The organism is Burkholderia sp. COPS (assembly GCF_019425585.1).
Taxonomy (GTDB): domain Bacteria; phylum Pseudomonadota; class Gammaproteobacteria; order Burkholderiales; family Burkholderiaceae; genus Burkholderia; species Burkholderia cepacia.
Window position 1 is genome coordinate 294,527 of record NZ_WIXR01000015.1, and the last position, 22,828, is coordinate 317,354.

17 protein-coding genes are annotated in these 22,828 nt (G+C 68.8%); 8 read left to right on the plus strand and 9 right to left on the minus strand.

What is annotated here, in order from left to right; all coding sequences use genetic code 11:
- Positions 1–18 precede the first annotated feature (18 nt).
- A complete protein-coding gene (locus FOZ70_RS14460) occupies positions 19–693 on the minus strand; it encodes an arylesterase (RefSeq protein WP_059651663.1) in 675 nt (224 codons plus the stop codon).
- Here FOZ70_RS14460 and FOZ70_RS14465 point away from each other — a divergent pair.
- A complete protein-coding gene (locus tag FOZ70_RS14465) occupies positions 692–1,405 on the plus strand; it encodes an ABC transporter ATP-binding protein (protein WP_219706166.1) in 714 nt (237 codons plus the stop codon). The genes FOZ70_RS14460 and FOZ70_RS14465 overlap by 2 nt on opposite strands.
- Positions 1,406–1,481: 76 nt before the next feature.
- Here FOZ70_RS14465 and pgi read toward each other — a convergent pair whose 3' ends face one another.
- The 3 genes from pgi to FOZ70_RS14480 form a co-directional block, all read right to left on the minus strand.
- Entirely contained in the window at positions 1,482–3,104 is a 1,623-nt protein-coding gene (gene pgi, locus FOZ70_RS14470; protein WP_219706167.1) for a glucose-6-phosphate isomerase, read from the minus strand.
- 111 nt (positions 3,105–3,215) lie between these two features.
- A complete protein-coding gene (locus tag FOZ70_RS14475; RefSeq protein WP_219706168.1) occupies positions 3,216–4,760 on the minus strand; it encodes an NAD(P)H-hydrate dehydratase in 1,545 nt (514 codons plus the stop codon).
- A gap of 63 nt (positions 4,761–4,823) precedes the next feature.
- Positions 4,824–6,125, minus strand: coding sequence for an FAD-dependent oxidoreductase (locus FOZ70_RS14480; protein ID WP_048021007.1), 1,302 nt, complete (start codon positions 6,123–6,125; stop codon positions 4,824–4,826).
- Between the two features lie 331 nt (positions 6,126–6,456).
- Here FOZ70_RS14480 and purL point away from each other — a divergent pair, with 331 nt between their 5' ends.
- Positions 6,457–10,521, plus strand: a complete 4,065-nt coding sequence (purL, locus tag FOZ70_RS14485; protein ID WP_219706169.1) for a phosphoribosylformylglycinamidine synthase — start codon at positions 6,457–6,459, stop codon at positions 10,519–10,521.
- Between the two features lie 5 nt (positions 10,522–10,526).
- Positions 10,527–11,072 carry an N-acetyltransferase gene (locus FOZ70_RS14490; RefSeq protein WP_060320344.1) on the plus strand — a complete coding sequence of 182 codons (546 nt, stop codon included), beginning with the start codon at positions 10,527–10,529 and terminating at the stop codon, positions 11,070–11,072.
- 166 nt (positions 11,073–11,238) lie between these two features.
- On the opposite strand, the gene FOZ70_RS14495 is transcribed toward FOZ70_RS14490, so the two are convergent.
- The 5 genes from FOZ70_RS14495 to FOZ70_RS14515 form a co-directional block, all read right to left on the minus strand.
- Complete coding sequence (locus tag FOZ70_RS14495) at positions 11,239–12,021, minus strand: peptidylprolyl isomerase (RefSeq protein WP_048021011.1); 783 nt, start codon at positions 12,019–12,021, stop codon at positions 11,239–11,241.
- 18 nt (positions 12,022–12,039) lie between these two features.
- Entirely contained in the window at positions 12,040–12,348 is a 309-nt protein-coding gene (locus FOZ70_RS14500) for a BolA family protein (RefSeq protein WP_021163397.1), read from the minus strand.
- Position 12,349: 1 nt separating this feature from the next.
- A complete protein-coding gene (locus FOZ70_RS14505; RefSeq protein WP_011352350.1) occupies positions 12,350–12,880 on the minus strand; it encodes a septation protein A in 531 nt (176 codons plus the stop codon).
- A gap of 123 nt (positions 12,881–13,003) precedes the next feature.
- A complete protein-coding gene (gene msrB / locus FOZ70_RS14510) occupies positions 13,004–13,435 on the minus strand; it encodes a peptide-methionine (R)-S-oxide reductase MsrB (protein ID WP_021163396.1) in 432 nt (143 codons plus the stop codon).
- Positions 13,436–13,479: 44 nt separating this feature from the next.
- Positions 13,480–15,048, minus strand: a complete 1,569-nt coding sequence (locus tag FOZ70_RS14515; RefSeq protein WP_059494190.1) for a protein adenylyltransferase SelO — start codon at positions 15,046–15,048, stop codon at positions 13,480–13,482.
- A 151-nt stretch (positions 15,049–15,199) separates the two neighbouring features.
- Between FOZ70_RS14515 and FOZ70_RS14520 the strand changes: the two genes are divergently transcribed.
- From FOZ70_RS14520 to FOZ70_RS14540, 5 genes are all read left to right on the plus strand, one after another.
- The gene (locus tag FOZ70_RS14520; RefSeq protein ID WP_059708046.1) at positions 15,200–16,843 is read left to right on the plus strand and encodes a 3-(methylthio)propionyl-CoA ligase; all 1,644 of its coding nucleotides are present in this window, start codon (positions 15,200–15,202) and stop codon (positions 16,841–16,843) included.
- A gap of 201 nt (positions 16,844–17,044) precedes the next feature.
- Positions 17,045–19,129 carry a 3-hydroxyacyl-CoA dehydrogenase NAD-binding domain-containing protein gene (locus FOZ70_RS14525; RefSeq protein ID WP_021163393.1) on the plus strand — a complete coding sequence of 695 codons (2,085 nt, stop codon included), beginning with the start codon at positions 17,045–17,047 and terminating at the stop codon, positions 19,127–19,129.
- 40 nt (positions 19,130–19,169) lie between these two features.
- On the plus strand, positions 19,170–19,802 hold the full coding sequence (gene pncA, locus FOZ70_RS14530; RefSeq protein WP_027787171.1) for a bifunctional nicotinamidase/pyrazinamidase: 633 nt from the start codon (positions 19,170–19,172) through the stop codon (positions 19,800–19,802).
- Positions 19,803–19,853: 51 nt separating this feature from the next.
- Entirely contained in the window at positions 19,854–21,032 is a 1,179-nt protein-coding gene (locus FOZ70_RS14535; RefSeq protein WP_219706170.1) for an acetyl-CoA C-acyltransferase, read from the plus strand.
- A gap of 261 nt (positions 21,033–21,293) precedes the next feature.
- Complete coding sequence (locus tag FOZ70_RS14540) at positions 21,294–22,694, plus strand: GGDEF domain-containing protein (protein ID WP_021163392.1); 1,401 nt, start codon at positions 21,294–21,296, stop codon at positions 22,692–22,694.
- The last annotated feature ends 134 nt before the right edge of the window (positions 22,695–22,828 follow it).

Consider the following 22,828-nt stretch of genomic DNA (forward strand, 5'->3'; position numbering starts at 1 on the left):
CGGCGGGGCGAGGCGGCGTCAGCCGCGCGGCTTGCCGAGCAGCGGTTTCAGCGCCGGCCAGACATTGTCGAGCAGAATGCCCTGGGCCTGCTGCGTTGGATGCATCTGGTCGGCCTGGAACATCTCGGGTTTGTTCTCGATGCCGGCCAGCAGGAACGGCACGAGCGGCACGCCGAGATCTTTCGACAGCCGCGTATAGACGGCGTGGAACTTCTGCGTGTAGTCCGGGCCGTAGTTGGGCGGCACGTACATGCCGACCAGCACGACCCTGGCCCGCGCTTGCCGCGCACCGGCGATGATGTCGCGCAGGTTCTGTTCGGTCGTCGCGAGCGGCACGCCGCGCAGCGCATCGTTCGAGCCGAGCTCGACGACGACGATCGACGGCTTGAGCCGCTGCAGCACCGCAGGCAGCCGCGCGCGGCCGCCGCTGGTGGTGTCGCCGCTGACGCTGGCGTTCGCGACGCTATAATCGATTCGCTCGGTCGTGAGCCGTTGCCGCAGCAATGCCACCCAGCCGGTGTCGCGCGGCAGCCCGTATTCGGCCGACAGGCTGTCGCCGAGCACGACGATCACGGGCTGGCCCGATGTCGCGGCCGGCGTCGTCGCGGCGCGTGCGGGCGCGGCGGCGGCCAGCAGCGTACCCAGCAGCGCGGCGATCGCCGCGCGTCTTTTCCAGCGAAATGTCGTGTCCATGTTCAAGATTACCGATCCAATCATCGAAGTCCATGACGTGTGCAAGCGGGTCGCCGACGCCACCGGCGAGCTGACGATCCTCGACGGCATCACGCTCGCCGTGCGGCTGGGCAGCAGTCTCGCGATCGTCGGCGCGTCGGGGTCGGGTAAATCGACGCTGCTCGGCCTGCTTGCGGGGTTGGACAGCGCGACGAGCGGCACGGTTCGCCTGCTCGGTCGCGCGCTCGACCAGCTCGACGAGGACGCGCGCGCGGCGCTGCGCAACGGCGCAGTCGGGTTCGTATTCCAGTCGTTCCAGTTGATGCCGCACCTGACGGCGCTCGAGAACGTGATGCTGCCGCTCGAACTGCAGGGCGGCATCAGTGCGCGCGATGCCGCCGATCGCGCCCGGGCGCTGCTCGTGCAGGTCGGCCTCGGCGAACGCACCGCGCATTATCCGAAGCTGTTGTCCGGCGGCGAGCAGCAGCGCGTCGCACTTGCGCGCGCATTCGTCACGCGCCCGGCGATCCTCTTCGCCGACGAGCCGACCGGCAGCCTCGATGCGGCCACGGGCCATGCGGTCATCGACCTGATGTTCGAACTGAACCGCACGAACGGTGCAACGCTCGTGCTCGTCACGCACGATGCCGAACTGGCACGCCGCTGCGCGACGACGGTGACGCTCGACGCCGGGCGCATCGTCGAGCCGCGTGCGGCGCAGCGCAACGGCTGAGTGCTTTTGCCGGCCGCGCGGCGTGCGCCGAGAGGCCGGCATGGGCACGACGCCGCTGCGTCAGTGCCTCAGCGCCTCAGCGTTTCAACGCCGCGCGGGCGCGCTCGATCAGCGCGGTGGTCGACGAGTCGTGCTTCGCCGGATCGACCGACTCGGCCGACAGGTCGGCTTCCACCACCTTGCCGAGTATCTTGCCGAGCTCGACGCCCCACTGGTCGAACGGGTTGATGTCCCACACCGTTGCCTGCACGAGCACCTTGTGTTCGTACAGCGCGATCAGCGCGCCGAGCGTGCGCGGCGTCAGCGCATCGACGAGCAGCGTCGTCGTCGGGCGGTTGCCCGGGAACGTCAGGTGCGGCGCGAGCGCCTCCTTGCCCGGCCCCGCGACCTTGCGCGCTTCCTCGAGCGTGCGGCCGAGCATCAGCGCCTCGCTCTGCGCGAAGCAGTTCGCGAGCAGCTTCGGGTGGTGGCTCGCGAGCGGATGCTCGGGCGTCAGCACCGCGATGAAGTCGATCGGCACGATCGTCGGCCCCTGGTGCAGCATCTGGAAGAACGCATGCTGACCGTTGGTGCCCGGCTCGCCCCACGTGACGGCCGACGTCGGGTAGTCGACGAAGGTGCCGTCCAGGCGCGCGGATTTGCCGTTGCTTTCCATTTCGAGCTGCTGCAGGTACGACGGCAGGTAGTGCAGCGCTTCCGAATACGGCGCGACGAGATAACTCTGCGAACCGAAGAAATTCCGGTACCAGATGCCGATCAGGCCCAGCAGCACGGGCAGGTTGCGCTCGAGCGGCGCCTCGCGGAAATGACGGTCCATGTCGTTCGCGCCGGCCAGCAGCTCGTCGAACTGGTCGGGGCCGATCGCGATCATGATCGACAGCCCGACCGCCGACCACAGCGAATAACGACCGCCGACCCAGTCCCACATTTCGAACACGTTGTCCGCGGCGATGCCGAACTTCACGACTTCGGCCGGGTTCGCCGACACGCCGACGAAGTGCTTTGCAAGCGCGTCCTCGGGGCAGCCGCGCGCGACGAACCAGTCGCGCAGCGAGCGTGCGTTCGTCATCGTCTCGAGCGTCGTGAAGGTCTTCGACACGATGATCGCGAGCGTTTCCTCGGGATCGACCTGTTCGAGCACGCGTGCGAGATCGGCGCCGTCGACGTTCGACACGAAGTGCGTGGCAATTTCGGGCGTCGCGACGTGGTGCAGCGCGTGTACGACCATCTTCGGCCCGAGATCGGAGCCGCCGATGCCGATGTTGATCACATGGCGGATGCGTTTGCCGGTGTAGCCGGTCCAGGTGCCGCTGCGCACGGCGCGAGCGAACGTCGCCATCTTCGCGCGCTCGGCGCTCACCTGCGCGTGGAACGGCGCTTGCGGATCGGTCGCGCGCAGCGCGGTGTGCAGGGCGGCACGGCCTTCGGTCGGGTTCACGATTTCGCCCGCGAACATCGCGTCGCGGCGCGCCTCGACACCCGCGTCGCGCGCGAGCTGGACGAGCAGGCGCAGCGTTTCGTCGTTGATGCGGTTCTTCGAGAAATCGGCCGCGAGACCGCCGCCCGGAATCGTGAAGCGTTCGGCGCGGGTCGGCGCGTGGTCGTGTTCCGGCGCGAACCAGTCGCGCAGCCGGGCGTGACGGATCTGTTCGAAGTGGGATTGAAGGGCAGTCCAGGCGGGGAGCGAATTCAGCGTCATGGCGGTTCGAGTGAAGCGTGAATCGGGAGGAATGCCGCGCCGGCTCATCGGGATCGGAAGGCCGGCGGACGAGAGGGCCCGCCGTGCGGCGGGGCAGTCAGTATAGCGGCGTTACGTGCCGGCGCGCGGCGACGCATAAAAAAGGCGATTGACCAGCGTGCGCACCATCGGCGCGAGTTCGCCTGCCGTGAGTCCGGCCGGGCCGGTTCCGTTCGCGGTCAGCGTGTCGGCGGCGAGGCCGTGCAGGTAGACGCCCGCCAGCGCCGCTTCGTACGGCGCGACGCGTTGCGCGAGCAGCGCGCCGATCAGGCCGCCGAGCACGTCGCCGGTGCCGCCCGTGGCGAGCGCCGCGTTGCCGGTCGGGTTGATCGTCATGCGGCCGTCGGGCGCCGCAATCACCGTGCCCGAGCCTTTCAGCACGACGATGGCCGCATAACGTGACGCGAGCGCCTGCGCGGCCGCGAGGCGGTCGCGCTGAATCGCAGCCGTGTCGCAGCCGAGCAGCCGCGCGGCCTCGAGCGGATGCGGCGTCAGCACGCACGGATAACCGCGCGCACCGCGCGTCGCGACGGCGGCCGCGAGATCCGCATGCGTCGCGACGAGGTTCAGCGCGTCGGCGTCGAGCAGCGTCGCGGCGTCGTGGGCAAGCACGTCGCGCACCAGCGTCGCCGCGGCCTCGCGCGTGCCCAGCCCGCAGCCTGCGGCGATGGCGGTCATCGCGCCGGGGTCGAGGGTGTCGGCCGCGTGCAGCATCAGTTCGGGGAACGGCGGATCGTACGGCGGCGCGCCGGTGCCGAGGAAGCCGACGTGCACCTTGCCGGCGCCGGCGAACAGCGCGGCGCGCGCGGCCAGGATCGGCGCGCCGCACATGCCGGTGTCGCCGCCGAGTACCGCGAGGCTGCCGTATGTGCCCTTGTGGGACGCGAATGCGCGCGCGGGCAGGGCGGCGGCGAATAGCGCGGGCGCGTTCAGTACGATGGCCGGCGCGGCCGGTGGCGCGACGTCGAGCGATTCGACGTCGATCGCGCCGGCGAGATCCCGGCCTTCGCCGGTGTAGAGGCCCGGCTTCGCGCCGATGAAAGTGAGCGTATGGGTGGCGGCGACGGCGACGCCCGCGCCGACGATCTGGCCCGTATCGCTGTCGAGGCCGCTCGGCACATCCAGTGCAAGCACGCGGCCGCCGCTGCGCGCATGCGCGGCGATGCGCGCGGCCTGCTCGGCGAACGCGCCGTCGAGCGCGCGGCCGAGACCGATGCCGAAGAGTCCGTCGACCACCCACGCATAGCCGTCCAGCGAAGCAGGCGGCGTGGCCGACAGCGGCACGCCGGCGGCGCGCGCGAGGCCGAGCGCCCATTGCGCGTCGTCGGGCTTTACCGGCACCGGCATCCACGCCTGGGTCGCGACGCCGAGCTGCTGGAGGTGCGCGGCGGCTACGAGCGCGTCGCCGCCGTTGTTGCCCGGGCCGACCGCGAACCAGACGGGGCGGTCGTCGCCGGCCGCGCGTTCGGACAGCCAGCGCGCGGCGGCGACGCCTGCGCGACCCATCAGCGTATGCGGCGGCAGCGCCGCGGCTGCGTCGGCTTCGGCCGCGCGCAGGTCGGCGACGCGCAGCAGCGCGATCGGGGCGGAATCGGGAAGCGGAAGGGTAACGGTCATCGCGGGGTCATCGCCGGGTCGCGGCGGCTGGCAAGGCGGCCGCCGGGGACGGGCCCGCGGCGGTCAGGTCGTGAAGCGCCCGGCGCTTAGCGCGGCGAGCGTGTCGGCGCGCCAGTGCTGCACGTCGCCGCCCAGGTAGTCGGCCACCACTTTAGCAGACCCGCATGCGAGCCCCCAGCCGGCCGGGCCGTGCCCGAAATTGACGAATACGCGCGGATGCGGGGTCGGACCGACGACCGGCAGGCCGTCCGGCGACAGCAGTTGCGTACCTTGCCAGGACAGCGCGGCCGAGATCCTCGCGGCACCGGGCACCCAGTCGTGGACGGCCTGGCCGAGCAACGCGAGCGCGGCCTCGGACAGCGGCTCGGCGAGCGGCTTCGCGGTGTCGGGCAGGCTCTGCAGCACGGCGCCGCCGCCGACGCGCAGCCGCTGGTGGGTGCGCGTGATCGAGATGCGCTTGATCGAATCGATGACGTTCAGGTGCGGCGCATGTTCTTCGTAGGCGACCGGCGCGGTCAGCGCGTGGACCCGCACCGGGTGCAGCGGCAGGCGCCAGCCGAGGCGGTCGAGCAGCGGCAGGCTGCCGGCGCCGGCGGCGACCACGATCGCATCGGCGGAAATCACGTCGACGTCGCGGGCGTTCGACGCGTGGCGGTCGCCGGGCGGGACGAGCTCGACCGCGACGCGGCCGTTGTCGACGCGGATCGCGGCGACTTCCGCGCCGAAGCGGAACTGCACGCCGTGCTCGTCGAGTGTCTGCTTGACCAGTTTCGCGAACAGCGGGCAATTCCCGGTGCGCTCGGTCTCGAGCAGCACGCCGCCGGCGAAACCGGGCTCGGCCGGCACCGACGGCTCGAGTGCCGCGCATTCGTCTGCGGAGAGCAGGCGGTACGGCTGGTCGAGCGTGCGAAGGAGGTCGAGCGCGGGCTGCATCGCTTCCCAGTCGCGCGGATCGCGCACGACGTGCAGGATGCCGGGCTTCTGCTCGAACTCGAGCTCGAGGCGCGTCTCGATGTCGGCGAGCGCGTCGCGCGACGCGTCGATCAGCGGCCGCAGCCGCGTGTACTGCGCGGCGAACGCGTCGGGCTCGCGCAGCCTGCCGAGCTGCTTGACGAAGCGCCGTACACCGCCGTTGAAGCCGGGCTTGTAGACGATGCCGCTGTCGCGCGGCTGGCGCTGGCGCATGAAGGTCGGGCCGAACCAGACGTCGAGCGGGCTCGGCAGCAGCGCGCCGCCGTCGCCGTAGGTCGCACCCTGCGCGACGGTCGCGTGGCGTTCGACCACGCATACGCGATGGCCGGCCGCGCGCAACTGGTAGGCGGTGGCGACGCCGCTGATTCCGCCGCCGATGACGATGACATCCATGGATTGCTTCGATGACGGGCGGCGCGCAGGCGCTGCCCGGTGAGAATTCGCTGAGGGCCCGGGCCCGGTGAACCCGGAATGATAGCGCCAAAATCGCGGGAGCCGGCGCCGGGGTGGCACGGGCCGTGCCGCCGGGCCGCGGCCGCCGGCTGCCGCGCCCGCGCGGGGCGGCCCGGCGGGCAGGCCGTGCGCGGTGGACATCGCGGCACCGATGCGGTGCATGCGGGTTGCCGATCGGCCGGTCTTGGGCGACCGACTTCCGGGTATAATTACGGCCTTCCTTTCGCCCCACGTCGCCACCTCGCGCGACTCATCGACGTCAGTCCAGCCCATGGCTCACTTCTCGTGTTTTCCCGGCGCTTCGGCCCTCTCCGATTTCCGTCAAACCCGTCTGCTCGACACGCTCAGGCAAATCGACGCCAACATCGTCGCGGTGCGCGGACAGTTCCTGCACTTCGTCAATGCGGCCGAGCCGCTGTCGGCCGACGACAGCGCGCGCATCGACGCGCTGATGCACTACGGCGCGCCGTTCGAGGCGGCGGCCGAGAAGGGCACGACCGAGACCTTCGTCGTGCTGCCGCGTTTCGGCACGGTTTCGCCGTGGGCGAGCAAGGCGACCGACATCGCCCGGCACTGCGGCCTCACGCACGTGCGCCGCATCGAGCGCGGCGTCGAATTCACGGTCACGCTGAAGTCGGGACTGCTCGGCGGCAAGAAGGCGCTGTCGGACGACGCGCGCGCGGCCGTCGCGGCCGCGCTGCATGACCGGATGACCGAAAGCGTGGTCGCGGCGCGCGACGACGCGCAGCACCTGTTCGACGAACTGCCGGCCAAGCCGCTGTCGACCGTCGACGTGCTGGGTATCGGCCGCGGCGCACTCGAACGCGCGAACGTCGAGCTGGGCCTCGCGCTCGCCGACGACGAGATCGACTACCTGGTCGACGCGTTCCGCAAGCTCGAACGCAACCCGACCGACGTGGAACTGATGATGTTCGCGCAGGCGAACAGCGAACACTGCCGCCACAAGATCTTCAACGCGCAGTGGACGATCGACGGCGAAGCGCAGGACATGTCGCTGTTCGCGATGATCCGCAACACCGAGAAGCTGAGCCCGCAGGGCACGATCGTCGCCTATTCGGACAACTCGTCGATCATGGTCGGCGCCGAAGCCGAACGCTGGTTCCCGCGCAACGCGGGCGAGGCCGGCGAGCCGGGCGAGCGCTATGGCCGCCACACCGAGCTCACGCACACGCTGATGAAGGTCGAGACGCACAACCACCCGACGGCGATCTCGCCGTTCCCGGGTGCGGCGACCGGCGCGGGCGGCGAGATCCGCGACGAAGGCGCGACGGGCCGCGGCGCGCGTCCGAAGGCCGGCCTGACGGGCTTCACCGTGTCGAACCTCGACCTGCCGGACGCCCGCCAGCCGTGGGAAAACGCGCGCGACGCCGCGCAGCCGGTCGGCGAGCGCAACCCCAACGACGCGTACGGCCCGTACGGCCGTCCGGATCGCATCGCGTCGCCGCTGCAGATCATGATCGACGGCCCGCTCGGCGGCGCCGCGTTCAACAACGAATTCGGCCGCCCGAACCTCGGCGGCTACTTCCGCGTGTACGAGCAGAATGTCGGCGGGAAGGTGCATGGTTATCACAAGCCGATCATGATCGCGGGCGGCCTCGGCAACATCGCGGATCAGCATACGCACAAGCACGACGTGCCGGCCGGCTCCCTGCTGATCCAGATCGGCGGCCCCGGCATGCGGATCGGGATGGGCGGCGGCGCCGCGAGCTCGATGGCGACCGGCGCGAACACGGCCGAACTCGACTTCGACTCGGTGCAGCGCGGCAACCCGGAAATCGAACGGCGCGCGCAGGAAGTGATCAACGGCTGCTGGCAGCTCGGCGCGGAAAACCCGATCCTGAGCATCCACGACGTCGGCGCGGGCGGCCTGTCGAATGCGTTCCCCGAGATCGTCGACGGCGCGGGCAAGGGCGCGCGCTTCGAACTGCGCAAGGTCGCGCTCGAGGAATCGGGCCTGTCGCCGCGCGAAATCTGGTCGAACGAAGCGCAGGAGCGCTACGTGCTGGCGATCGCGCCGGCCGACCTGCCGCGTTTCGAGGCGATCTGCGCGCGCGAGCGCTGCCCGTTCGCGGTGGTCGGTGTCGCGACCGACGAACGCCAGCTGAAGCTCGTCGACGACGAAGCGACGGGCGCCGACGAATACCCGGTCGACATGCCGATGGAAGTGCTGCTCGGCAAGCCGCCGCGCATGCATCGCGACGTCACGCGCGTGACGACCGAGCGCGCGCCGGTCGACGTGACGGGCATCGCACTGTCGGAAGTCGCGATCGACGTGCTGAAGCACCCGACGGTCGGCAGCAAGTCGTTCCTGATCACGATCGGCGACCGTTCGGTCGGCGGCACGTCGGTGCGCGACCAGATGGTCGGCCCGTGGCAGGTGCCGGTGGCCGACTGCGCGGTCACCGCGCTCGACTACGCGGGTTTCAAGGGCGAGGCGATGACGATGGCCGAGCGCACGCCGCTCGCGGTGATCGACGCGCCTGCATCGGGCCGCATGGCGGTCGGCGAGGCGATCACGAACATCGCGAGCGCGCCGATCGCGTCGCTCGACAAGCTGAAGCTGTCGGCGAACTGGATGGCCGCGTGCGGCACGGCCGGCGAGGACGCTGCGCTGTTCGACACGGTCAGGGCGATCGGCATGGAGCTGTGCCCGGCACTCGGGATCGGCATCCCGGTCGGCAAGGACTCGCTGTCGATGAAGACGAAGTGGGACGAGCAGGGCGTCGCGAAGGAAGTGGTTTCGCCGGTGTCGCTGATCATCTCCGCGTTCGCGCCGGTCGAGGACGTGCGCCGTCACCTGACGCCGCAGCTACGCCGCATCGCCGATGCGGGCGACAGCGTGCTGATCGCGATCGATCTCGGCCGCGGCAAGAACCGGATGGGCGGCAGCATCTTCGCGCAGGTCACGCAGCAGGTCGGCGACACGACGCCGGACGTCGACGATGCGGAAGACCTGAAGCGTTTCTTCAACGCGATCCAGTCGCTCAATGCGCAAGACAAGCTGCTCGCGTACCACGACCGCTCGGATGGCGGCCTGTGGGCGACGGTGTGCGAAATGGCGTTCGCGGGGCACGCGGGCGTGTCGCTGAACGTCGACATGCTGACGCTCGACCCGAATCACGAATCCGACTACGGCGACGCGAAGGACTGGGCGAAGCAGACGAGCGGCCGCCGCGAGGATCGCACGCTGCGCGCGCTGTTCTCCGAGGAACTGGGCGCCGTCGTCCAGGTGCGCGCGACCGACCGTGACGCGGTGCTGGGCGCGCTGCGCGAATTCGGCCTGTCGGCATGCTCGCACGTGATCGGCTCGGTCAACGATCGCGACGTGATCGAGGTGTACCGCGACGCGAAGAAGATTTTCGACGCACCGCGCGCCGAACTCCATCGCGCGTGGAGCGAAGTGAGCTGGCGCATCGCGCGCCTGCGCGACAACCCCGCGTGCGCGGATGCCGAATACGACGCGCTGCTGGACGTGGCCGACCCGGGCATCTCGCCGGTGCTGAGCTTCGATCCGGCCGACGACATCGCGGCGCCGTTCATCGCGACGGGCGCACGGCCGCGTGTCGCGATCCTGCGCGAGCAGGGCGTGAACTCGCATCTCGAAACGGCCTACGCGTTCGACCGCGCCGGCTTCGATGCGCACGACGTGCACATGAGCGACCTGCTGGCCGGCCGCGCGAATCTTGCCGATTTCGCGGGGGCGGTCGCATGCGGCGGCTTCTCGTACGGCGACGTGCTGGGCGCGGGCGAAGGCTGGGCGAAGACGATCCGCTTCAACGCGAATCTCGCCGACATGTTCTCGGCGTTCTTCGCGCGTCCCGACACGTTCGCGCTCGGCATCTGCAACGGCTGCCAGATGCTGTCGAGCATCTCGTCGATGATCCCCGGTGCGGAAGCCTGGCCGAAGTTCACGCGCAACAAGTCCGAGCAGTTCGAGGCGCGTTTCTCGTTCGTCGAAGTCGAGAAATCGCCGTCGATCTTCTTCGCAGGGATGGAAGGCTCGCGGATTCCGGTCGCGGTCGCGCACGGCGAAGGTTATGCGGACTTCTCGCAACAGGGCGACATCGATCGCGTCGCGGTCGCGATGCGCTTCGTCGACCACCGCGGCGAAGCAACCGAGCGTTATCCGTTCAACCCGAACGGCTCGCCGGCCGGCATCACGTCGGTCACGACGGCCGACGGCCGCTTCTCGGTGCTGATGCCGCACATGGAGCGCGTGCATCGTACGGTCACGATGAGCTGGCACCCGGAAAGCTGGGGCGAAGCGAGCCCGTGGATGCGTGTGTTCCGCAACGCGCGCCGCTGGATCGGCTGATCGGGATGATGTTCGATCCGAACGCGCCGGTCGAGGTCGTCACGCTGCGCGACGAGCGCGCAAGCGAGGCCGACGCGATCGGCCACGTGATCGTCGCCGCGTTCGCGGGCGAGCCGGAGGGCGGGCAGTTCGAACGGCGGATCGTCGACACGTTGCGCGCGGACGGTGCGTTGAGCGTCTCGCTCGTCGCGGAACGCGACGGCCGGCTGATCGGGCACGTCGCGTTCTCGCCGGTGTCGATCGGCGGCGAGGCGCCCGGCAGCCAGGGCTGGTACGGGCTCGCGCCGCTCGCGGTGCTGCCCGACTGCCAGCGGCAGAGCATCGGCACGGGGCTGGTGCGCGCGGGGCTCGACGCGTTGCGCCGCCTCGGTGCGCGCGGCTGCGTCCTGCTCGGGGAGCCCGCGTACTACACGCGTTTCGGCTTTGCGCCGTCCGGCGACATCGTGTTCCCGGGCGTACCGCCCGAGTATTTCCTTGCGCTGTCGCTCGACGACTCGGCGCCGCGACCGTCCGGCGACGTTCGTTATCACGACGTGTTCCATCCCGCGTAAGTCCGCGGCGCGAGCCGATCAGGCACACGGCAAAGGCCGCTCTTCGGAGCGGCCTTTTCTTTGGTGGGAACGCCGCACATCGTGATGCGCTTGCGGTCAGCCTGCGGGCAACAAAAAAGCCGCTCCAGGGAGCGGCTTTTCGATGCACGAGCGGCGAGCGCCTGCGTTACTGGATCTTTGCCTGCTGGCGCAGACCTTCCTCGAACGCCTGCAGCTTCTGCTGCACGAGCTGCTGCGCGATCTGCGCCTTCACCTGCTCGAGCGGCGGCGGCGCGATGTCGCGGATATCGTCGACGCGGATGATGTGCCAGCCGAATTGCGTCTTCACCGGCGTGTCGGTCATCTGGCCTTTCTGCAGCTTCTGCGCGGCCGCCGCGAATTCCGGCACGTACGCCTTCGGGTCGGACCAGTCGAGATCGCCGCCGTTCTTGCCCGAGCCCGGGTCCTTCGAGAACTGCTTCGCGAGATCCTCGAACTTCGCGCCGGCCTTGATCTTCGCGATCAGGTCCTTCGCCTGCTGCTCGTCGCTGACGAGGATGTGGTGCAGGTGGTATTCGCGGTTGCCGCCGGCGCCCTTGACGAGGTCGTCGTAGCGCGCCTTCACTTCGGCGTCGGTCGGCTGGTTCTTCTTCAGGAAACTCTCGATCATCGAACGCAGCACGACGGTCTGCTGCGCGACGGCGACCTGTGCCTTCACGTCCGGACGGTTCGGGATGCCTTCACGGATTGCTTCCTGCATCAGGATTTCGCGGTTCACGAGTTCCTGGCGCACGGCCTGCTGCAGCTGCGCGTTGTCGGTCTGGCCTTGCTGCACGAGCTGGGCGACCATCGCGTCCGCGCGCGACTTCGGAATCGGCGTGCCGTTGACGACGGCGATGTTCTGGGCAAATGCCGGTGCCGCTGCGAAAGCAGCCGCCGCGACCCACAGGCGGGGGGATTTCAGGATCATCGGGAATTCCTAATGAGACTAGATTGAAGATTCGTTGAATTCTTCGGGCGTGTAAGCCACGATCGCGAGCGCGTGAATGCCGCGCTGCATCGCATCAGCGAGCGCATCATACACCAGCCGGTGCCGCGCGACGCGCGGCTTGCCCGCGAACGCGGCCGACACGATCGTGACCGTGAAGTGGCCGCCGGCGGACGCGCCGGCGTGGCCCGCGTGCTGCGCGCTGTCGTCGCGCACGGTGAGCGACAGCGGGGCGAGCGCTGCGGTGAGGCGCGCTTCGATCAGCGCGATGCGTTCGTCGGGCGACGCGTGGAGAAAGGCGTCCGTCATGTCACTCGTCCTTCAGGTATTTCGTGAGCCACAGGCTCTGCAGGATGATGAAGACGACCATCGCGCCCGTCGTGCCGAACAGCTTGAAGTTCACCCATTGCGACTCGGTGAAGTTGTGCACCACGTACAGGTTCGCGACGCCGAGCACCGCGAAGAACAGCGCCCACGCGACGTTCAGCTTGTCCCACACGGGGTGCGGCAGCGTGAGCTGCTTGCCCATCATCTTCTCGATCAGGTTGTTGCCGAACGCATAGCGCGCGGCGAGCAGCCCGATCGCAAACAGCCAGTACAGCACAGTCGGTTTCCATTGAATGAATTTCTCGTCATGCAGAACGAGGGTGGCACCACCGAAAACGACGATCACGCCCAGGCTGACCCACAGCATCGTGTCGACCTTCCGGTGCCGGAAGGCGACCCACGCGACCTGGGCCAGCGTCGCGACGATCGCGACGGCGGTGGCGGTAAAGATGCCCCAGACCTTGAAGGCGGCAAAAAACAGGATGATCGGAAACAGATCGAACAGGAATTTCATGGCGCTCGCAGCTGCGTGAAAGGCCGCTTGCGCGGCCTTTCACCGTTGTAGGGACCCGCCAGGCACCGCCGGAGCGGATCGGGGCGGCGGCGCGGCGTACCCCGCCGATCCGCCCGGCGCCGCTCATTCGTTTTCGGGTCGGGACTCGAAGTTTAACGCAGCCGAATTGATGCAGTAGCGCAAACCGGTCTTGTCGCGCGGGCCGTCCTCGAAGACGTGGCCGAGATGCGCGCCGCAGTGGTTGCAGCGGACCTCGACGCGCACCATCCCGTGCGAGTAGTCGACCTTCTCGTCGATCACCTCGCCGTTGAGCGGCTTGAAGTAGCTGGGCCAGCCGCAGCCGGAGTGGAACTTGGAGCCGGATTCGAACAGCGGCGTGCTGCAGACGACGCATTTGTAGATGCCGGCATCCTCGGTGTCGGTGTATTCGCCGGTGAACGCACGCTCGGTTGCCGCGTGCTGCGTGACTTCGTACTGCATCGGCGTGAGCCGCCGGCGCAGCTCGGCGTCGTCCTTCTGGTACGGGAAGGTCTTGTCGTCGGAATCGTGGGACATGGGGTTCTCCTGATCGGTCGGTCGATACGCGCGGGTTGCGGGCCTCAGGACGAGCAGCTCACTTCGAGCGACCCGGCCCAGTCGGGCGGCAACGCCGCGTACGCTTCATGCTCCGGTTGTTCGTCGAACGGCCGGCGCAGGATCTGCGCGAGCCGCTCGACCTCCGAAAAATCCTTTTCCTTCGCGCGCCGGATCGCGACTTCGGCCAGATGGTTGCGCAACACGTATTTCGGGTTCGCGCGATTCATCGCGGCCGCGCGTGTCGCGTCGTCGCGCGTTTCCTCGGACAGCCGTGCGCGGTAGAGGTTCGCCCACGCATCGAACGCGTCGCGGTCGATGAACAGGTCGCGCACGGGGGCGTCGCGGCTCGCGTCGTGCTTCGAGACCTGTGCGAGCCGGCGGAACGTCAGCGTGAAATCCGCGTGGCTCGCATGCATCGTCTCGAGCAGCTTGTTCGCGAGGTCGGCATCGTTCTCGCGTTCGAGCTCGAGGCCGAGCTTCGCGCGCATCGCGCGCTCGAGCGCGGGGCCGAAACGTTCCGGGAATTTCGCGAGCACGGCCTGCGCGTCGTCCACCGCGCGCTCGGCGCGCGCATCGTCGTCGGCGATGCCGTGCTGCAGCCCGATCAGCGGCAGCAACGCCTGCGCGAGGCAGTAGCAGTTCCAGTGCGCGATGCGCGGCTGCATCCGGTACGCATAACGGCCGTTCGTATCCGAGTGGTTGCAGATGTGGTTCGCATCGAACGCATCGACGAAACCGAACGGGCCGTAGTCGATCGTCACGCCGAGGATCGACATGTTGTCGGTGTTCATCACGCCGTGGCAGAAGCCGACGGCCTGCCACTGCGCGACGAGGTCCGCCGTGCGCAGCGTCGCGGCTTCGAGCAGCGCGAGGTAGGGATCGTCGGCGTGGCGGCAATCCGGATAGAAGCGGTCGATCACGTGATCGGCGAGCTGGCGCAGCAGGTCGGGGCGATCGTTCGAGAAGAAGTGCTCGAAGTGGCCGAAGCGCACGAAGCTCTCCGACACGCGCGTGACGACGGCCGACGTCTCGATTTCCTCGCGCACCACCGGCTGGTCGGAACCGATCACCGTCAGGGCGCGCGTGGTCGGGATGCCGAGGTGATGCATCGCTTCCGAGCACAGGAATTCGCGGATCGACGAGCGCAGCACCGCGCGGCCGTCGCCCATGCGCGAATACGGCGTGCGGCCGCTGCCTTTCAGCTGCAATTCGTAGCGGCGGCCGTCGGTGCCGGTGCGCTCGCCGATCGTCAGCGCGCGGCCGTCGCCGAGCTGGCCCGCCCACACGCCGAACTGGTGGCCGGAATACACCGCTGCGTACGGCATCGCGTGCGCGGGCCAGTCGCGTGTCGGGTTGCCGGCGAACAGCTCGGCGAAGCCGGGCTGCGCGGCGAGCGACGGCGGCAGGTCGAGCAGGTGCGCGACTTCGCCGGAAAAGCCGACGACGTACGGCGCGGCAAGCGGCGCGGCCGGCAACCGCGTATGAAACGCGTCGCCGAGCGCGACGAACGCGCCGGCGGCGGGCGCGCCGAGCGTGGCGGCGAGGTCGGGGAGGGTGTCAGCCGTATCGGCTGCGCTTCGGGAAAACGACATGTTGAGCGCCTCTGGGTAAGCCGATATTGTAAGGCGGCGCCGCGCCGCCCGCATGGCGGCTCGCGCGCGATGCGCGACGCCCGTCCGGGGCCGCTGACGGGCGCGCCGCAGAGGCTGGTCACCGATTCGCATCCTCACGGAGAACAAGACGATGGGTAAGCCGTTGCTGGGCCAGATGATGGACATGCCGTTGCTGGTGTCCTCGCTGATTTCTCATGCCGCGCGACATGCCGGCGACACGGAGATCGTATCGAGGCGCGTGGAAGGCGATCTGCATCGCTACACGTACCGCGATTGCGAACGCCGCGCGAAGCAACTGGCGCAGGCGCTCGCGCGGCTCGGCGTCGAAACCGGCGATCGCGTCGGCACGCTGGCGTGGAACGGCTACCGGCATCTGGAAGCGTATTACGGGATCGGCGGCATGGGTGCCGTGTGCCACACGATCAACCCGCGCCTGTTCCCCGAGCAGATCGCGTACATCGTCAATCACGCGGAAGACCGCTACGTCTTCTTCGACCTCAATTTCGCCCCGCTCGTCGATGCGATCGCGCCGCAATGCCCGCACGTGAAGGGCTGGGTCGCGATGACGGACGCCGCGCACCTGCCGTCCGGCACGACGCCGTTCCTGTGCTACGAAACGCTCGTCGAAGCGGAGGACGGCCGCTACGACTGGCCGCGCCTCGACGAGCAGCAGGCGTCGGGGCTCTGCTACACGTCGGGCACGACCGGCAACCCGAAGGGCGTGCTGTATTCGCACCGCTCGACCGTGCTGCACGCGTACGGCGCCGCGTTGCCGGACGCGATGAACCTGTCCGCGATGGACGCGGTGCTGCCTGTCGTGCCGATGTTCCACGTCAACGCGTGGGGGCTGCCGTACGCGGTGCCGCTCACGGGCGGCAAGCTCGTGCTGCCCGGCAAGGATCTCGACGGGAAATCGCTGTACGAGCTGATGGAAGCCGAGCGCGTGACGTTCTCCGCGGGCGTGCCGACCGTGTGGCTCGGCCTGCTGAACTACATGCGCGAGGCCGGTGTGCGCTTCTCGACGCTGAACCGCACGGTGATCGGCGGCTCCGCGTGCCCGCCCGCGATGCTGCGCACCTTCGAGGACGAATACGGCGTGCGCGTGATCCATGCGTGGGGGATGACCGAACTGTCGCCGCTCGGCACGCTCGCGAAGCTCAACTGGGCGCAGTCGCAGCGGCCGCTCGACGCGCAGCGCAAGCTGCTCGAGAAGCAGGGGCGCGTGATCTGCGGCGTCGACATGCGCATCGTCGGCGAGGACGGCCACGAGCTGCCGTGGGACGGCGTCGCGTTCGGCGAGCTGCAGGTGCGCGGCCCGTGGGTGATCGACCACTACTTTCGCGGCGATACGTCGCCGCTGTCGGACGGCTGGTTCCCGACCGGCGACGTCGCGACGATCGACCCCGACGGTTTCCTGCAGATCACCGACCGCAGCAAGGACGTGATCAAGTCGGGCGGCGAGTGGATCAGCTCGATCGACATCGAGAACGTCGCGATCGCGCACCCGGGCGTGGCCGAGGCCGCCTGCATCGCCTGTGCGCACCCGAAATGGACCGAGCGCCCGCTGCTCGTCGTGGTGCCGCGCGAAGGGGCGAACCTGAACCGCGACGCGCTGCTCGCGTTCTACGAAGGCAAGGTCGCGAAGTGGTGGATTCCCGACGACGTCGTGTTCGTCGACTCGCTGCCGCACACCGCGACCGGCAAGCTGCAGAAGCTGAAGCTGCGCGAGACATTCCGCGATTACGTGCTGCCGACGGCGGTCGGCGAGTCGTAACGCGAGCCGTAACGTCTGCGCCCGGGCCGCAAGCGGCTCGCGAAACGGTCGCCCGATCCGTCCCCGGATCGGGAACGAAAATCAAATTGAACGACCGTGCTTTTTCGTTGTATGCTGCCTGCGTTCAACCGGACATGCGGCTGTTCGACCGCGCACAATGAAGCGCAGCCACCCCGGCGCGCGATGCATGGAGGCAGGCAGATGGCAGTGGATTACTCGACTCGCGACGGCGTGGCCGTCCTTACGCTCAACAATCCGCCCGTCAACGGGCTCGGCCTGTCGACCCGTCAGGGCGTTATGGACGCGCTCGATCGCGCCGCGCAGGACCCGTCGGTCACGGCCATCGTGCTGACCGGCGCGGGACGCGCATTCTCGGGCGGCGCCGACATCACCGAGTTCAATACCCCGAAGGCGCTGCAGGAGCCGACGCTGCACACCGTGATCCGCGCGGTGGAGGCGAGCGCGAAGCCCGTCGTCGCGGCGCTGCACAGCGTCGTGATGGGCGGCGGCCTCGAACTCGCGCTCGGCGCGCATTACCGTGTCGCGGCACCCGGCGCGCAGGTCGCGCTGCCCGAGGTGAAGCTCGGCCTGCTGCCGGGCGCGGGCGGCACGCAGCGCCTGCCGCGCGCGGTAGGGCTCGAAACCGCGCTGAACATGATCGTGTCGGGCGCGCCCGTGCCGTCGGAGCAACTCGCGAAGAGCGGGCTGTTCGACGAGATGGCCGACGGCGACCTGCTCGACGCGGCCGTCGCGTTCGCGCGCAAGGCCGGTGCGCAGAAGGGGCCGCATCCGCGCGTGCGCGATCGCAAGATCGTCCACGCGAACGCCGCGGGCTTCATCCAGTTCGCGCGCAATTCGGCCCGGGCCGCCGCCCCGAATTTTCCCGCGCCGCACAAGTGCATCGACGCGATCGAGGCCGGCGTGCTGCACGGCTTCGACAAGGGCAGCATCGCCGAGCGCGAGGGTTTCGTCGCGCTGATGATGACGCCGGAAAGCCGCGCGCTGCGGCACGCGTTCTTCGGTGAGCGCGCGGCGAGCAAGATTCCCGATGTGCCGTCCGATACGCCGCTGCGCGAGATTCGCCGTGTCGGCGTGATCGGCGCGGGCACGATGGGCGGCGGCATCGCGATGAACTTCGTGAACGCAGGGCTGCCCGTCACGCTGCTCGAAACGAAACAGGAAGCGCTCGAGCGCGGCGTCGCGACGATCCGCAAGAACTACGACGCGCAGGTGAAGAAGGGCAAGCTCACGCAGGAGAAGCTCGACGCGCGCATGGCGCTGATCACGCCGACGCTGTCCTACGACGACCTGAAGGATGCCGACCTGATCGTCGAGGCCGTGTTCGAGGAGCTCGGCGTGAAGGAGCAGGTGTTCCGCAAGCTCGACGAAGTCGCGAAGCCGGGCGCGATTCTCGCATCGAACACGTCGACGCTCGACGTCGACAAGATCGCGGCATTCACGAAGCGTCCGCAGGACGTCGTCGGCATGCACTTCTTCAGCCCGGCGAACGTGATGAAGCTGCTCGAGGTCGTGCGTGGCGCGCAGACCGCGAAGGACGTGCTCGCCACCGTGATGGCCGTGGCGAAGAAGATCCGCAAGACGGCGGTCGTGTCGGGCGTGTGCGACGGCTTCATCGGCAACCGGATGATCGAGCAGTACATCCGCCAGGCGCTCTTCATGCTCGAGGAAGGCGCGCTGCCCGCGCAGGTCGATCGCGCGATCGAGAAATTCGGTTTCGCGATGGGGCCGTTCCGGATGAGCGACCTCGCCGGCAACGATATCGGCTGGGCGATCCGCAAGCGCCGCTATGTCGAGCAGCCCGGCCTGCAGTACTCGAAGATCGCCGACCGCCTGTGCGAGCAGGGCCGCTTCGGCCAGAAGACGGGCGCCGGCTGGTACGACTACGTGCCGGGCGAGCGCAAGGCAAAGCCGTCGTCGCTCGTCGACGAGATGGTCGTCGCGTATTCGAAGGAGCGCGGCGTCGAGCGGCGCAAGATCGGCGACGACGAGATCGTCGAGCGGCTCGTGTTCGCGCTGGTGAACGAAGGCGCGAAGATCCTCGAGGAGAAGATCGCGTCGAAGGCGTCCGACATCGACATGGTCTACCTGACCGGCTATGGCTTCCCGCTGTGGCGCGGCGGCCCGATGCTGTACGCGGACGTGGTCGGCCTCTACAACGTCGAGCGCGCGATTCGCCGCTACGCGGCCGCGCCGAACGGCGACGCATGGCAGCTCGCGCCGTCGATCGCGGAGCTCGCGAAGGCCGGCCGCGGGTTCAACGGCTGACGCGCCGGATCGCGGCGCGACGCACACCCGGAGAAACGCAATGAGACACACCGACGACGTACTGCTCGTGATCGACGTGCAATACGACTTCATGCCGGGCGGCGCGCTCGCAGTGCCCGACGGCGACGCGGTCGTGCCGGTGATCAACGCGCTGGCGCGGCGCTTCGACCAGGTCGTGCTGACGCAGGACTGGCACCCGCGCGAGCACGTGTCGTTCGCGGCGAACCATCCGGGCCGCGAACCGTTCTCCACGCTCGCGCTGCCGTACGGCGAGCAGGTGCTGTGGCCCGTGCACTGCGTGCAGGACACCGACGGCGCGGCGCTGCATCGCGACCTCGACATCCCGCATGCGCGGCTCGTCATCCGCAAGGGCGGCGACGCGCAGGTCGACAGCTATTCCGCATTCGTCGAAGCGGATCGCACGACGCGCACGGGGCTCGCGGGCTATCTGCGCGAGCTCGGCGCGAAGCGCGTGTGGTGCTGCGGGCTCGCGACCGATTATTGCGTCGCGTGGTCGGCGCTCGACGCGCGTGCGGCCGGTTTCGACGCCGCGGTGATCAACGATGCGTGCCGCGCGATCGACCTGAACGGGTCGCTCGCCCACGCATGGCAGCAGATGCAGGCAGCGGGCGTCGCGCATGTGACGTCCGCGGGCGCGCGCCCGGCGGCGTAGCGCATTTCCCCATTCGATGCAGGACATGAAGCAGGACCGAAGGAGACTCGCATGACCGAAGCCGTAATCGTATCGACCGCCCGCACGCCGCTGGCGAAATCCTGGCGCGGTGCTTTCAACATGACGCACGGCGCGACGCTCGGCGGCCACGTGGTCGCAGCCGCACTCGAACGCACGAAGCTCGACCCCGCGCGCGTCGAGGACGTGATCATGGGGTGCGCGAACCCCGAAGGCGCGACCGGCGCGAACATCGCGCGGCAGATCGCCTTGCGCGCGGGGCTGCCCGTGAGCGTGCCGGGGATGACGGTGAACCGCTTCTGCTCGTCGGGGCTGCAGACCATCGCGCTGGCCGCGCAGCGGATCATCGCGGGCGAAGGCGAGGTGTACGTCGCGGGCGGCGTCGAATCGATCTCGTGCGTGCAGAACGAGATGAATCACCACATGATCCAGGAAGGCTGGCTCGCGCAGCACAAGCCCGAGATCTACTGGAACATGCTGCAGACGGCCGAGAACGTCGCGAAGCGCTACGGCATCTCGAAGGAGCGGCAGGACGAGTACGGCGTGCAGTCGCAACTGCGTGCCGCGGCCGCGCAGGAAGCCGGACGCTTTCGCGACGAGATCGTGCCGATCACGGTGCTCGCGGGCATCGCCGACAAGGCCACGGGCCGTCTGTTCACGAAGGAAGTGACGGTATCGGCCGACGAAGGGATTCGCCCGGACACGACGCTCGAAGGCGTGTCGAAGATCCGGTCGGCCGTGCCGGGCGGCGTGATCACCGCCGGCAACGCCAGCCAGTTCTCGGACGGCGCGTCGGCCTGTGTCGTCATGAGCGCCGACGCCGCGCAGCGCGAAGGGCTGCAGCCGCTCGGCGTATTCCGCGGTTTCGCGGTGGCGGGCTGCGAGCCGGACGAGATGGGCATCGGCCCCGTGTTCGCGGTGCCCAAGCTGCTGAAGCAGGCGGGGCTGAAGGTCGACGATATCGGCCTGTGGGAACTGAACGAAGCGTTCGCGGTGCAGGTGCTGTACTGCCGCGACACACTCGGGATTCCTGAGGATCGCCTGAACGTGAACGGCGGCGCGATCGCGGTCGGCCATCCGTACGGCGTGTCGGGCGCGCGCCTGACGGGCCACGCGCTGATCGAAGGCAAGCGACGCGGCGTGAAGTACGTGGTCGTCACGATGTGCATCGGCGGCGGGCAGGGTGCGGCCGGCCTGTTCGAAATCCTCTGATCTTTGGCGGGTGGCGGCCGCGGCTTCGCTTCGGCGAGGCAGGCGGCCGCGATGCGAATCGGCGCGACTGAACCGCCATTCGAAACAATCGGGAAGCAAAAGGCGTGCGCCGGGCAATGCCGTTTCCCCTTACTTGTCAAACAATTTGCCCCACCTATACTTGCTCTGACATTTGCCTTTCGGCACGATGGGCCGGATCGTGCGTCGCACGATCCGTGCCGCGAAGGTTCGAACCAACGCAGCAGACCGACCGGGGACCGAATGAGTACGACCTATGCAGCCGGGGAACCGCCGCGCGTCGTCAGCGCGGCCGCGAGGCTCTACGCGAAATGCCTGCTGGTCGGATTCGCGTTGCTGCCCGCCTATCTGATCGCCTATCTGTGGTTCTTCAGCGACCCGCACGCGGTGTTCGAGAACCACGCGTTCCATGAAATCGCGATCGCGGCCGCGACCCTCGAGGGCGGGTTCGTTACCTACGTGACGTGGGTGTGCTACCGGTCGTCCGGCGAACCGCTGCTGCGCTGGCTGACACTCGGCTTTCTCGGCTTCGCGATGATCTACGCGCTGCACGGTGCGTTCACCGGGATGGCGCATCACAATATCTGGCTGTTCCTGCTGTACGGGCCCGCGTCGCGGCTCGTGATGTCGATCCTGCTGCTCACGGGCCTGCTGTCCTATGCCCGTCCGCCCGATCGCTTCGACAAGCGCACGAGCGTGCGCACGTGGCTGCCGTGGATCGTGTTCTTCGTGATCGTCAACGTCGTCGTGGCGTACATCGCGTATTCGCCGGTCGCGGGCGCGCCGGGCACGCGGCTGTCGATGGAAGGCGGCGCGCTCGTGTTCTCGCTGCTGAACGTCGCCATGCTGCTCGCGCGCCGGATCCGCTCGCCGCTGATGGTGATCTATGGCGTGTCGATCATGGCGTTTGCGCTGTCGTCGCTGGCGTTCATTCTCGGCAAGCCGTGGAATCACATGTGGTGGCTCGCGCACGCGATTTTCGCGGGCGGCTTCTTCCTGCTCAGCTACGGCGTCGTGCAGGCGCTGCAGACGACGCGCTCGTTCTCGGCGATCTACAGCCAGGAAGACCTGATGAGCCGGCTGTCGGAATCGATGGCGCGCACCGAGAGCGCGCTGCAGGAACTGCGGCGTACGAACCAGAAGCTCGAATACATGGCCGCGACCGATCCGATGACGGGCGCGTCGAACCGCCGGCAGTTCATCGCGCAGGTCGAGCGCGAGATGGTGCGGGCCGAGCGCGACGGCACGCCGTTCTGCCTGCTCGCACTCGATCTCGACAATTTCAAGAACATCAACGATGCGTACGGGCACCAGATCGGCGACGAGGTGCTGCGCGGCGTCGTGCGTCAGTGCCTCGACGCGATCCGGCCGGCCGGCGGGCTCGCGCGGGTCGGCGGCGAGGAGTTCATGGCGCTGCTGCCCGAGATGCCGCTCGAAGGCGCGCGGATGACGGCCGAGCGCGTGCGCTCGTCGATCGCGAGCTCGCCGTTCGGGCTCGATTTCAAGCGCGTGCAGGTGACGGTCAGCGTCGGCGTCGCGCAATACGGGGTCGACGGCAGCACGGTCGACGCGTTGCTGCGCGTCGTCGACGAACGGTTGTACCAGGCGAAGCGGGAAGGGCGAAACCGCGTCGTGTCGCGGTGACGCGGGGTGGCATGGCACGCGGGACGTTCGGCAACACGGCCGTGCCGAAGGCGTGTCGATCGTTTCGATTTCCGCCCAAGCCCCGGGCGAGGTAACGTACCCGGGGCTTCAGCATGCCCGGTCGGCATGCGACG